This window comes from Clostridium folliculivorans (assembly GCF_024341905.1).
Taxonomy (GTDB): domain Bacteria; phylum Bacillota; class Clostridia; order Clostridiales; family Clostridiaceae; genus Clostridium_AR; species Clostridium_AR folliculivorans.
Map to the genome: position 1 here is coordinate 1,365,291 of NZ_BQXY01000001.1, position 12,985 is coordinate 1,378,275.

Below are 12,985 nucleotides of genomic sequence, written 5' to 3' on the forward strand. Positions count from 1 at the left end.
ATATTGATTTTTTCGTATTAAATAATCAATAATAATTGAAGGAAACTTGTAATCTCCTCACTGCCTTTTAAGTGAGGAGATAAAGTTTATAATGTGATATTTCGTTCTTGAAACACTTTTTTGGCTGTAAAGATAGCATTTAGTACTTTTGGAAATCCAGTATAAGGTATACATTGTAAGAAGGTTTCTACCACTTTAACTGGTTCAATTCCTGTGTTTAAGGCTCCGTTAATATGAACTTCTAATTGTGGTTCGCATCCACCAGCTGTAAGTAGGCTAACGATAGTAATCATTTCTCGCTCCTGTAGTGATAAGACAGGTCTAGAATAAATATCACCAAAAGCAAATTCAATGATGTATTTTCCGAGGTCTGGTGATATATCTTGTAGAGATTGAATCACTGCATCGCCACCTTTTCCATCCACAGCTTTTAAATTTTCCATTCCTTTTATAAATCTTGTATTATCCATAATAAAACCTCCCTATGTAGTTGATATTTGAAGAATATCACTTCAAGTATGGTTTAAGTCAATGAACAAATTATGAATTATAGATAGACATACTACTTCAAATTGAAACTTATCAAAATAATGCTTCGTAAAACCATCGAAAGTATTATCAAATATATTTTATTTGTAACTGGTTTATCTATAGAAAAATCCCAATGAAGTGTAAATTGATGATATAATTACAAATAATGGTTAATGACATTTTGATATGTTATGAAAGAATTTATATAGGCGAGGTGTGAGATGACAATTGGTGAATTCTCTGAGTTAACCGGTATAAGCTGTTCGGCATTAAGATATTATGAGGACAAAGGTTTAATCCAAGTTGAAAGAGATGCCGGAAATAGAAGAATTTATTCTGATAAAGATGTTGAATGGGTGAAGTTTCTACAACGGCTTAAGGATACAGGTATGTCCCTAAAAGATATGAAGAGATATTCTGACTTGAGATATGAGGGTGATTCCACAATTTCAGAAAGACTTGAGATATTACAAAAGCATGAGATTTATGTAGAAGAACAAAGAAAACTTTGGGAAGAGTACTCTGAAAATCTAAAGTCTAAAATTCAATGGTATAAAAAGCAACTTTGATTTTATTGATTGTAAAGGAGATTGAGATGGAAAACATAATTACAGATAGGGTAATTATTAGAAAGTTTGAACAAAATGACTGGCAGGATTTATATGAATACTTGTCAGATAAAGAGGTTGTCAAATTTGAACCCTATGATATTTATTCAGAAAATCAGGCTAAAGAAGAAGCAGTTAGAAGATCGAAAGATGAAGCTTTCTATGCAGTTTGCTTAAGGGAAGATGGGAAGTTAATAGGAAACTTGTATTTAGGTAAAGGAGATTTTGATACATGGGAATTAGGCTATGTATTTAATAGTAATTATCAAGGCCAAGGTTATGCCACAGAGGGGGCGAAGGCATTACTTGACTATGCCTTTACACATTTAGGAGCAAGGCGTGTTATAGCTATGTGTAATCCAAAGAATGAGCATTCTTGGAAGCTACTTGAACGATTGTCTATGAGGCGTGAGGGATTGCTTTTACAGAATATCTATTTTAAAACAAATAGAAATGGTGAGCCTATATGGCTTGATACTTATGAATATGCCATATTAAAGAAAGAATGGTGTAAGTAGTATAGCTAAGTGTAAGTGAGCTGTATAAATACTATTTAATATAGTGTTTATACAGCTTTTTCATTTAAACAGTATTTTTGTTCATGCATCTATAGATATACAATTTTTCTATATATTTGAATATTTGTGGGTGAGTAGTATATAATTAAAGAAATGTATAATTGAAAATTACCACTAAATAATGCTTACTTAAATAATTTGAAGACAAATAGTAATTTGTAGGTTTGATTTGACTTCAGGTTATTTATACTATGGGAACAGGAGGAAGGTGAATGGATGCAAACTATTTTTAGAAAAGATTTTCAAGGAGTTTTCTATCCCTCAAAAACAAATGAAAAGGCTATGATTATTGTAAGCGGTAGCGATGGGGGGATTAAATGGGCTAATAAAATTGCCTCTGTATATTCTGCTCATGGTATTTCATCGCTTGCTGTTGCATATTGGAAAACAAAATACACGTCGAAAACTCTTGCACTAATTCCCATAGAAATTATTCAATCCGCTGTACTTTGGCTTAAGAACAATGGTTATTCAAAGGTTGGCATATATGGTGTTTCAAAAGGTGCAGAGCTTGCTTTAATTTCAGGAAGCTTAATCACCAAAATTGAATTTGTTATTGCAGTTTCACCTTCCTGTTGTGTTTTTGAAGGAATTGCAATGCCACACTATGCTAATGCTTCTAGTTGGACATGGAGTGGTAAACCATTGATGTATGCTTCTTTTCATAATATTTCAGTAAGCATAATAAAGAATATTTTAAAAAAACATGAATTTGGCTTTGTAGAACAATACCTTGATGTCCTTGAAAAAAATAGAAATGAAGAAAACACAATCAAAGTTGAAAATATAAACGGCCCAATACTCTTGTTATCAGCAAAAGAAGATGCCCAATGGCCTTCTGCTGAAATGGGAAAAATGATTTGTGATAGACTAAACAACAAGAAATTTGCATTTTCATTTCACCATGAAATCTTTTATCCTGCCAGCCATATATTATGTCCTGTAAAAACTAAAATGGTGCTTGCATATCGTATGGAAAGACAGTACAAAAAAGAATGTGAAGTGGCAAGGAGGCAAGCATTGAAGATTTCGTTAGATTGGATAGAGAGGTTATAAGTATAAAAAAAAGCCTGTTAAATTCTAATATGAAGTGGTACATCCATATACAGTGTAGGTTAAATGGTAAGAAAAAGAATTATACAGAAGCTCTAAAAATTATCAAAATCCTCTCAAACCCTGATTCTATGAGTAAATAGTTAAATAGTTATAAAGTTAACTTTTTAAAAAGTTATAATTTTAAGAAGTTAAAAAGTTATGTTGTATAGAAATATTAAGAGACGAGGAACAGCAAAATGAAAGAAAGAAATATAATTATGGAAACAAAGAAGCCTAATACAGTAAAAACTTTATATGAGGATTTTTTAAATCTTGGGATAAATAGAGATGATATATTGTTAGTTCATTCCTCTATGTCCAGCATGGGATGGATCTGTGGTGGAGCTCAGGCTGTGATAACTGCCTTGAAGGAAGCGATAGGCAGCGATGGAACAATAGTAATGCCAGCTCAAAGTGGAGATTGGACAGATCCTGCAGGTTGGGAAAAACCACCTGTACCAAAAGAATGGATACAAATAATTTATGATAATATGCCAGCTTTTGATCCACAGGTTACTCCAACAAGAGGGATGGGACGTATAGCGGAATTATTTAGAACTGTACCAAACACAATACGCTCAAACCATCCTCAACGATCCTTTAGTGCAAATGGCAAGGCTGCAGCCTATATTACCAAAGATCATCCCCTTACTCCTCATTTTGGAATAGAATCTCCTCTAGGCAAAATGTATAACCTTAAAACAAAGGTTCTTTTATTAGGAGTTGACTATGATTCTTGCACAAGTTTTCATCTTGCAGAAACTCTTATAGATGAAATGCCAAAAGAGAGACTTGGTGCTGCAATAATGGAAAATGGTGAGAGATGCTGGAAGTGGTTCGAGGATTATGCTTATGATATAGAGGGCTTTGAACTAATCGGTAAGGAATTTGAAGAAAAATGCAGTGTACAAGTAGGTAAGATTGGTAATGCTGATTGCAGACTTTTTGATATGAAGGAAGCAGTTGATTTCGCTAAGGATTGGCTAATTAAGAATAGATTTAATAAGTAAAATATTTAAATTGGGGGAACTAATTTTGAATTTAGAAGAATTACGATTAAATTGTGCAATTAAGCAAAAGAAAGGGTTACACTTTATACTAGCCTCTATTATTATCTGGTGTGCTGTACTAATCATTCATTTAACATCATTGCCTATTATGACAAAGAACTTACTTACATTTTGTTTTACAGCACCACTAATGCCTTTAGCGTTCTGCATATCCAAAATAATCAAAGTTGATTTTCAAGACAAAGAAAATCCGCTTAATAATTTAGGAGTTCTTTTTTCAGTAAATCAAATACTATATTTACTGATTGCAATGTGGGTATATCCAACAATACCTGAAAAAATGTTAATGGTAATAGCAATGATTTTCGGAGCACATTTATTACCGTATGGTTGGCTATATAAATCAAAGTCCTATATGGTGGTTGCTATTTTAGTACCAATTTTGGCACTTATAGTTGGTATAAGCTTTAAACCTTATATTCTTGCAAGTATGATGGTTCTAATAGAAATTATATTTAGTGTTTGTTTGATATTAGAGAATAAAAGAATGTCTCAAATTTAAACCATCAATTTTAATTTACAGGTGGAAATATGAAAGCAAAGAAATATAGTTTGGTATTATTGAGCATATGTTTTCTAATTTAAGGTTTATTAATAAATAGTAATTTGTAAGGAAGTGATCTTTTGATAGAATGGTTATTCATGGATATCGGTTCTACATTTGTTGATGAAGAGCACTGTGATAACTGCAGAATAATGGAAACCTTACATCAGGAAAAGGCTCCTTCTAAAGATGAGTTTTTGCAGAGAATGAAATTTTATGCTAAACAAAATAAAGATGCATATAAGTGTACTTTAAAAGAATTTGGATTAAATAAAATGCAGTGGCATAGTGAGTATGAGAAGTTATATAAAGGTACACATGGAGTGCTAGAGGAGCTTCACCGAAAATATAAATTAGGTATAATAGCTAATCAGATATTAGGGACAGAACAAAGGCTTGCCAATTTTGGCATAAGACATTTTTTTGATGTAATAGTAGCTTCTGCAGAAGAAAATATTTGGAAACCAGACTCAAGACTCTTTAGTATTGCATTAGAAAGAGCTAAGTGTTCTCCTATTAATGCATACATGGTTGGAGATAGATTAGATAATGATATTATACCTGCAATAGCATTAGGAATGAAAACTATATGGGTAAAACAAGGATGGGGAGGAATTGGAAGTATAGATATATTAGAAAAACAACCTGATATTATAATTTCAAATTTTACAGATATAATTAATTATATATAGATAAATTCCAATTTAAGTTTGAATAGTTTTATTTTTTACCAAAGCACTTAACCAAAAAGCTTGGTATCAATATAAATACAGTTATAAGAATACTTGCAAGTATAAAAACATTAAAAAGAAATTGTGGTAAAGACAGTACAGACATATGTAATCCCCCTTTTCACTCTTATATAAATAATAATATTGCTGTTACGCTATAATAATTACACTAGTTTGTAAAGATTTCTTTTTTTTATTATGCAATTCATACGAGACGTTACGTATGAATTACACAGAAGTTATGAAAACAAATAGTAATTTGAATGGGGGAATATTATGATATGTACTATTAATGATAGAGAATAGAAAGAGCAAAAGGCAAAGCTGCAACTTATATTACTCAAGATAATAAGATTGTCTCGACTTAGTCTGTAATCATAGGAAATATGTAGTAGAACTGCGTACAATAAGTATTGTGGCTTAGTATACACTTGTAAGATAAGCAATTTAGATTAAGGAGGAAATGTTTTGAGTAGATCAATCCGTTATGCAAGTCTTAAAGATTCAGATGTTCTAGGTAAGGTTCACTCAGAATCATCACATGCAGCATTCAAGAGTATTATTCCAGAAGATGTTTTAAATGAGGTTTTTTCTATTGAAAGAAGAACAAAACGTTTTGTCAGTGAATTAACAGAGGGATCCCCAAGAACTGCTATCGTCTTTGAGGATAATGAACCAGCTGGACTACTTTCATTTGGGAAATGTAGATATGGTAATAATGATAATTCGTGGGTAGAGATTTGGAGGGTTTACTTAACTCCAACATATTGGGGAAGCGGTGCGGCAAAAGAGTTGATAGAATGGGGCATCGACGAAATCCAAAAAGATAACTTTATGAATATAGAACTTTGGGTACTAAAAGAAAATATACGAGCCAGAAATTTCTATGAGAAAATGGGTTTTAAACATGATAATACCATTCAAATAACTAATGTTGGTAAAGAACTAAGTGAACTACGTTACATAAAAGTATGATTTTATTAAGATCGATTATTTAGGATAATTAGGAGAATAAGAGTGATATGAGAATAGAAACCAATGGAATAGTAATTAGAGCCTTTGAAAGAAAAGATGCTGAAAATCTTTATAGGATTGTTAGACAAAATAATATCTTAAGATTTATGCCTGATTGGTCTGAGGGCAAAGATTCACCACAATCATACTTTAATTATATAGATTGGCATCAAGCTAAAAAAGACTCAACAGATATTTATGAAAATAAAAGATATGTGATAGCACTAAATGATACAGATGAGATGATTGGTATGGTGGGCATGGGACTTGAAGATACATTGAATGAAGTTGAAGTAGCGTACTTTATGTCAGAAGAATATCAAAGAAAAGGTTATACAGTAGAAGCTGTAAATAAATTAGTAGAGTGGTGCTTTAAGGTATCAAATATAAAATATCTTATTTTAACTATTGATTGTGCAAATGTAGCATCCTGTAAACTTGCTGAAAAGTGTGGCTTTGAATTATTTGAAAGAAGAACACCTATAGGACATAAGCAGCCTAACATGGAAAGTGACAGTTATTTTTACTATCGTAAGTATAGATAAGTTTCCAACTTAAGCTTTATTAATAAATAGTAATTTGTCTATGAGAATATTTAAAGTGAGAAATAGTTGAATTATTTAATGCAAAAATTAATGATTAAGATAGAAAAGTAGGGGATTTTATGAGAGCACCGTATCAAGTTTTAGTGTTTCCTTATCATATTGATGATGAAGGTATAGAATATGCCATATTCCATCGTAGTGACTATGATTGTTGGCAGGCTATATCCGGTGGAGGTGAAGATGGAGAAACCATAATCGAATCTGCTAAAAGAGAAGCATGGGAAGAAGCAGGAATTCCTATGGATTCGCTTTATATTAAGTTAGATACAGTTAATTCAATACCTGCTGACGAGTTTGCAGCCAGTATACATTGGGGGAAAAATGTATATGTTATACCAGAAAATTGTTATGGAGTTGAAGTTATAGATAAACAATTTAAGCTTTCACACGAACATACAGAATACACGTGGATGAGCTATTCTGATGCTATTTCATGTTTAAAATATGATGGAAATAAAATAGCACTTGGAGAACTTAATAAAAGGCTAAATAAGAAAATTTAAAAGGTTGTGAGTTGAATATGGACAAGGTTTATTTAGTGTCTCCTGCAATGGAACATAAAGATGCGTACAATGAGATGATGGTAGAATGGGAAGAAGAAAAAGGGCATATATATCCAGGTGTAATTAGAAGAAAAGGGACGGACTATAGCAGCTGGTTAGAAACTTTAGAATTATATAGAAAAAGGGAAACCTGTCCACCTCACCTCTCACCTTCAGATACTTTCTTTTTGGTAAATGAGAATAATAGCTTACTGGGTGCAATTAGCATAAGACATTACTTAAGTGAGCAACTTCTCAAACTGGGTGGACATATAGGTTATGGAATAAGACCTACAGAAAGAAGAAAAGGTTACGCAACCGAAATGTTAAAATTGGCTCTTGAAAAGTGTAGATATATGGGAATAGAGCAAGTTTTAATAACCTGTGATAAAGATAACATAGGTTCATCAAAAACTATAATTGCAAATAATGGTGTACTTGAAAACGAGATAGTTGAGGACAATGGAAATATAGTTCAAAGGTATTGGATATCAATAAAATAATAGTTAGTTAAATAAATGTATGATGGTAAATAACAGAAAAGTATAATTTGTAGACCAAAAGAAATTTGTATGACAGATTTTAATACAATTTATAGGAGGTAATGGCATGGTATTAGAAACTCAAAGGTTAATTTTAAGAGAAATGACACAAGCAGACTTTTCGGCTCTTTGTAAAATTATGCAGGATGATGATGTAATGTATGCTTATGAGGGGGCATTTAGTACTGATGAGATTCAAGGATGGCTTGACAGACAATTTGAACGTTATAAAGAATATGGATTTGGTCTATGGGCGGTTGTTCTGAAAGAAACTGGTACTATGATAGGACAATGTGGGGTGACAATGCAAGATTATAACAGAGATAAGATAATGGAAGTGGGTTATCTTTTTCAAAAAGATTACTGGCACCACGGATATGCAAGTGAGGCCGCAATTGCCTGTAAAGAATACGCCTTTGATAAGCTAAATGCAAAAGAAGTATATTCTATTATTCGAGATACAAATATACCATCACAAAACGTAGCAGTACGTAATGGAATGACTTGTATAGATAAGTTTGTAAAGCATTACCGAGGTGTTGATATGCCACATTTTCTATTTTCTGTAAAGAGGATTGTATGATATAAGCTCTGCAAATTTCAATTTTAAAATCAAGATAGAACACATGAGAATTTAAGAAGAGCAATTGCAATGGGAAAAGTTTTATAGCAGGTTTTACTGATAAAGGAGAATATAGCAATGAAAATTGAGACAAATGATTTAATTATTCGTAATTTTAAGTTAAGTGATGAAAATGATTTATGTGAATATATGTTGCAACGAGTTAATGCTGAATTTGAGCAATATTCAGATTTCACTTGCCAAAAAGCGAAAGAAGAAGTTGAATTCAGAGCACAAAGCGAAGAATTTTATGCAATTGAGTTAAAAAAAGAACATAAGGTTATTGGAAATATTTATTTGGGAAAGAGAAATTTTAATACAAGAGAACTTGGATACGTGTTGAATGAAAACTATCAACATAAGGGCCATGGAAGTGATGCCAGTAAAGCAGCGATAGAGTATATGTTTAATCAAGGAGTCCATCGAATTTATGCAGAATGTGCTCCTCAAAACACACCTTCATGGAAGTTGATGGAGAAGATTGGAATGATACGTGAAGCACATTTTAGAAAAAATGTTTCTTTCCATCAAGATGAGAATGGATGCCCTATATATTGGGACACCTATGTATATGCAATATTAAATCCATATAAGTAAGTTTATTCTGACTGACAAATAGGAATTTACCATAAAAATTAAATGGAGGTTTGATTATGTATTATGAACAAGCTAGGAATTTTATTTATAAGAATGCTAGGCCGCTTGATATAGCAAGGTGGAAGTATCTGTTTGAAAACGGAAGCAAGGAAGATATTCTGATAGCATTAACTGCGTATCAAAATGATGATGGAGGTTTTGGAAATGCACTTGAGCCAGATTGTTGGAATCCTAATTCATCTCCAGTTCAAACGTGGGTTGCCACGAAGATAATTAAAGAGATAAATTTGGAGGATAAAAATCACCCTATTATACAAGGAATATTGAATTACTTGTCCTCGGGAAAGGACTTTGATGGACATACATGGTCAAATACAGTGGCTACTAACAATGATTATCCACATGCACCTTGGTGGAATTTTGAAATTTCTCAGGAAACATCATATAATCCTACAGCATGCTTTATTGGTTTTATATTAAAATTTGCAGATAAAAACAGTAAACTCTTTGAATTGGCTTGTAGTCTTGCTAAAGAAGCATACAGTTATTTCAAAATACATTTTCCTATGGACTCTATGCACACTGTTTCTTGCTTTGTTGAATTGTATGAGTATATAAAAGAAAGCTCAATGAATGAGCTTTTGGATATAGAGGAATTTAATACTTTACTACACCAACAGATCCAACATGTTATAACATACGACACATCAAAGTGGACAGTTGATTACGTATGTAAACCATCCTTATTCATAGGCACTAAAACAAGTGATTTCTATATGCAGAATAAAGAAATATGCGATTATGAATGCGAGTTTATCTTAAATACTCAAGAATCAGATGGTACATGGGGTATCACATGGTCATGGGCAGATTATCCTGAACAATGGAACATCAGCAAAAATTGGTGGAAATCAGACTTGATTATAAGAAATGTTCGATATATTAAAGAAATCCGTGGCTAAACTACAATTTTTAAATAAGAATAGGTAAAACGTGAGAATTTATGGAGGGTAATATGGAACAAATATGGGAAAAGCTTTATAGAGAAGCTATGAATGTTATAAATCCACATGAAGTTTCAAGTACTATGTGGGTTGGAAGCGTTGCTTCAGCTGTATTAACAAAAAAGGGCAATATATATACTGGTATCTGCATTGATACGAATGGTTCATTAGGAATGTGCGCAGAGAGAAATGCTTTATCGACAATGCTCACTCACGGTGAAAACGAAGTGGATAAAGTAGTTTCTGTTTATAAGGACGGAAAAGTTATACCTTCTTGTGGTGCTTGCCGAGAATTTATGATGCACCTTGGAAAGGATGCAGAGAATATTGAAATGCTACTTGATAATGAAGGGAAGACAATCAAACTAATCGATTTACTTCCGGAGTATCCAAGATATAAATAGCTGCGAGGTAAGGATAGACATATAATCTGAAGATAATTATTAATTTAAATTGCTGATTATCTCAGTTTTAGGAAGTGATATTAGTGGATATGTTTATATACAATCGCATAATGATTGTTGGTAATAATGGTAGTGGGAAAAGCTTTTTATCTAAAGAATTGGCTGCTATTACAGGTTTGCCACTGGTTCATCTTGATGTTGAGTATTGGCGTCCTAATTGGGAAAACCCAGCGAGAGAAGAATGGGTAAAGAAAGTAATAGAGATTACATCAAAAGAAAAATGGATAATAGATGGCAATCATACCAGCACAATGGAGTTAAGATTTAAAGCAGCGGACTTAGTTATATTTCTTGATATAAATCGTTTTGTGTGTTTGGCCCGTGTATTATTAAGAAACGGTAAAAAGCGTTCTGACACACCGGAATATCTTGAAGAAAAATTTGATAAGGCTTTTTTACGTTTTTGTAAAGGTTTATGGAGTTTCTCTAAAACTCGTAGACATGTAATAACGGATTTACATAAAAAATATCCCGATAAGCCATTATTTGTTATTCATACAAGACGAGAAAAGAAAAGGTTGTTAAATCAATGGAGAGATGAAAAAGCTAAATATATAAATCAGGTATTATAAGAATAACACGAGGCTGACAAATAGTAATTTGATGAGGAAGTGATTTTTTGATAGAATGGATATTCATGGATATAGGTTCTACATTTGTTGATGAAGAGCAATGTGACAACTATAGAATAATGTACAGCAGGAAAAAGCCCCTTCTAAAGATGAATTCTTGCAGAGAATGAATTTTTATGCCAAGCAAAATAAAGATGCATATAAATGTACTTTAAAAGAATTTGGAATAAATAAAATGCAGTGGCATAGTGAGTATGAGAAGTTATATAAAGGTACCTATGAAATACTAGATGTGTTGCACCGAAAATATAAGTTAGGAATAATAGCCAATCAGGTATTAGGTACAGAACAAAGGCTTTCTAATTTTGGTATAAGGCATTTTTTTGATGTAATAGCAACTTCAGCAGAAGAAAATGTTTCAAAACCAGATTTAAGAATCTTTGACATAGCATTAGTAAAAGCAAATTGTTCTCCTTCTAATGCTTACATGATTGGCGATAGATTAGATAATGATATTATACCTGCAATAAAATTAGGAATGAAAACTATATGGGTAAAACAAGGATGGGGAGGACTGGGAAATATAGATATATTAGAAAAAAAGCCTGATATTATAATTTCAGATTTTATAGATATTATTAATTATATATAAATTCAAACTTACAGGGGGACAATGTGAAAGCAAAGAAATATAGTTTGTTATTATTGATTGTATAAATATAAGAAATAGTTCAGTTTTTCCAAAGAAAAAAACTTCATAAAAGGAGTGTTATATTTGAATTCTATAGAAATTTTAAAGGATAAAATAAAGAAGAAAGCAACCTTAATGCAAATTGGAGGATTTAGACCAGATAATGACTTGTTAGCTTCATGGTTTGGGAGGGTTAATTTTTGTTTACCAGGTGAAGATTGGCCTACTTGTAATGGAATGCCTATGTATGCATTGTGTCAGATAAATTTGACACAGCTTCCATATGTACCAGAATCACTTAATGACTTAGAGTTTTTAGTTGTTTTCATTAGTCCAAATGAGTACCCAAACAATGATACTAACGGTGTTAATTGGTGTCTTAGAGCATATAAGAAAATTGAGGATTTGGTTCCACTTAAACAGATAGTCACAAGTTCAACAATAAAGGAATTCCAAATGAGAGGAATTGTAATTGATGAAGACTATCCTTGTTGGGAGGATTTTTCCGATATTACACTTCAAGACAATCTTTTAGAATTGACTGACGAACTTGAGGAATATTATTGGGATAACTTAGAAAATGTATCAGGTTTTAAGATTGGAGGTTGGCCTACTCTAATTCAGTCTGAAATTTACTGGGCACCATACAACCAACATCCAGCAAAACCAGAGTATATTTTCCAAATTGATTCTACTGGGAAAGGAAATTGGATGTGGGGTGACAATGGAGTTGGGTATTTTGGCAGGGGAACCAAAGAAGGTCATGAGGATGAATGGACTATTGAGTGGCAATGTTATTAATTCCACAAAATTAATAATAGAGAAAGATATTGAGAAAAAGAGGTATACCATATGCAAAACATAGTCTTGTCAATAATTATATTTCTTCTAATAATTATATTGATATTGGCGTTAGTTAAGTATTTAAAAAACAAGTACAATCCTAAACCATTTACTATAAATATTTTAATAGTATCAGTAGTATCGATTTTAGGTGGTTTAATAATATTAGGCTTGTGGAGCTCAGGGCTAAGAGTGACTCCACTTCAGGCTTCAAGAGCTAATAAACTTATAGAGGCCGATGGCAAATTTTTTAAGGAAATAAAGGTAGATGATAAATTCCTTCACATCTATTATAATCCCAAGGAAAAGCTATACAGAACTACTTTAACTAA

At 32.1% G+C, this 12,985-nt stretch carries 19 protein-coding genes; 18 read left to right on the top strand and 1 reads right to left on the bottom strand.

Features of this window, described 5'->3' with window-relative positions; all coding sequences use genetic code 11:
• Positions 1–86 precede the first annotated feature (86 nt).
• Complete coding sequence (locus OCU55_RS06115; protein WP_261851418.1) at positions 87–470, bottom strand: carboxymuconolactone decarboxylase family protein; 384 nt, start codon at positions 468–470, stop codon at positions 87–89.
• Positions 471–752: 282 nt separating this feature from the next.
• Here OCU55_RS06115 and OCU55_RS06120 point away from each other — a divergent pair, with 282 nt between their 5' ends.
• The 18 genes from OCU55_RS06120 to OCU55_RS06205 all read left to right on the top strand — a co-directional run bounded on the left by OCU55_RS06120 (position 753) and on the right by OCU55_RS06205 (position 12,611).
• On the top strand, positions 753–1,100 hold the full coding sequence (locus OCU55_RS06120; RefSeq protein ID WP_261851419.1) for a MerR family transcriptional regulator: 348 nt from the start codon (positions 753–755) through the stop codon (positions 1,098–1,100).
• Between the two features lie 26 nt (positions 1,101–1,126).
• Complete coding sequence (locus OCU55_RS06125; RefSeq protein WP_261851420.1) at positions 1,127–1,657, top strand: GNAT family N-acetyltransferase; 531 nt, start codon at positions 1,127–1,129, stop codon at positions 1,655–1,657.
• A gap of 276 nt (positions 1,658–1,933) precedes the next feature.
• The gene (locus OCU55_RS06130) at positions 1,934–2,773 is read left to right on the top strand and encodes an acyl-CoA thioester hydrolase/BAAT C-terminal domain-containing protein (RefSeq protein WP_261851421.1); all 840 of its coding nucleotides are present in this window, start codon (positions 1,934–1,936) and stop codon (positions 2,771–2,773) included.
• A gap of 236 nt (positions 2,774–3,009) precedes the next feature.
• Entirely contained in the window at positions 3,010–3,822 is an 813-nt protein-coding gene (locus tag OCU55_RS06135; RefSeq protein ID WP_261851422.1) for an AAC(3) family N-acetyltransferase, read from the top strand.
• Positions 3,823–3,847: 25 nt separating this feature from the next.
• The gene (locus tag OCU55_RS06140; protein ID WP_261851423.1) at positions 3,848–4,384 is read left to right on the top strand and encodes a DUF7010 family protein; all 537 of its coding nucleotides are present in this window, start codon (positions 3,848–3,850) and stop codon (positions 4,382–4,384) included.
• A 122-nt stretch (positions 4,385–4,506) separates the two neighbouring features.
• Positions 4,507–5,118, top strand: coding sequence for an HAD family hydrolase (locus OCU55_RS06145; protein ID WP_261851424.1), 612 nt, complete (start codon positions 4,507–4,509; stop codon positions 5,116–5,118).
• Between the two features lie 507 nt (positions 5,119–5,625).
• Positions 5,626–6,132: a GNAT family N-acetyltransferase gene (locus OCU55_RS06150; protein WP_261851425.1), complete on the top strand. Its 507-nt coding sequence runs from the start codon at positions 5,626–5,628 to the stop codon at positions 6,130–6,132.
• A gap of 47 nt (positions 6,133–6,179) precedes the next feature.
• Complete coding sequence (locus OCU55_RS06155; RefSeq protein ID WP_261851426.1) at positions 6,180–6,716, top strand: GNAT family N-acetyltransferase; 537 nt, start codon at positions 6,180–6,182, stop codon at positions 6,714–6,716.
• Between the two features lie 119 nt (positions 6,717–6,835).
• Positions 6,836–7,279, top strand: coding sequence for an NUDIX hydrolase (locus OCU55_RS06160; RefSeq protein ID WP_261851427.1), 444 nt, complete (start codon positions 6,836–6,838; stop codon positions 7,277–7,279).
• Between the two features lie 17 nt (positions 7,280–7,296).
• Positions 7,297–7,821, top strand: a complete 525-nt coding sequence (locus tag OCU55_RS06165) for a GNAT family N-acetyltransferase (RefSeq protein ID WP_261851428.1) — start codon at positions 7,297–7,299, stop codon at positions 7,819–7,821.
• 106 nt (positions 7,822–7,927) lie between these two features.
• Positions 7,928–8,443, top strand: a complete 516-nt coding sequence (locus OCU55_RS06170; protein ID WP_261851429.1) for a GNAT family N-acetyltransferase — start codon at positions 7,928–7,930, stop codon at positions 8,441–8,443.
• Between the two features lie 117 nt (positions 8,444–8,560).
• Positions 8,561–9,079 carry a GNAT family N-acetyltransferase gene (locus OCU55_RS06175; protein WP_261851430.1) on the top strand — a complete coding sequence of 173 codons (519 nt, stop codon included), beginning with the start codon at positions 8,561–8,563 and terminating at the stop codon, positions 9,077–9,079.
• Between the two features lie 56 nt (positions 9,080–9,135).
• Entirely contained in the window at positions 9,136–10,041 is a 906-nt protein-coding gene (locus OCU55_RS06180) for a hypothetical protein (RefSeq protein WP_261851431.1), read from the top strand.
• Between the two features lie 53 nt (positions 10,042–10,094).
• Positions 10,095–10,487, top strand: coding sequence for a cytidine deaminase family protein (locus OCU55_RS06185; RefSeq protein ID WP_261851432.1), 393 nt, complete (start codon positions 10,095–10,097; stop codon positions 10,485–10,487).
• Between the two features lie 83 nt (positions 10,488–10,570).
• Complete coding sequence (locus OCU55_RS06190; protein WP_261851433.1) at positions 10,571–11,119, top strand: P-loop NTPase family protein; 549 nt, start codon at positions 10,571–10,573, stop codon at positions 11,117–11,119.
• 47 nt (positions 11,120–11,166) lie between these two features.
• On the top strand, positions 11,167–11,289 hold the full coding sequence (locus tag OCU55_RS06195) for a hypothetical protein (protein ID WP_261851434.1): 123 nt from the start codon (positions 11,167–11,169) through the stop codon (positions 11,287–11,289).
• The gene (locus OCU55_RS06200; protein WP_261851435.1) at positions 11,286–11,771 is read left to right on the top strand and encodes an HAD family hydrolase; all 486 of its coding nucleotides are present in this window, start codon (positions 11,286–11,288) and stop codon (positions 11,769–11,771) included. The genes OCU55_RS06195 and OCU55_RS06200 overlap by 4 nt, the downstream gene beginning before the upstream one ends.
• Before the next feature lie 123 nt (positions 11,772–11,894).
• Positions 11,895–12,611 (top strand): YwqG family protein, encoded by a 717-nt coding sequence (locus OCU55_RS06205; RefSeq protein WP_261851436.1) that lies wholly within the window; start codon positions 11,895–11,897, stop codon positions 12,609–12,611.
• Positions 12,612–12,985: the final 374 nt, after the last annotated feature.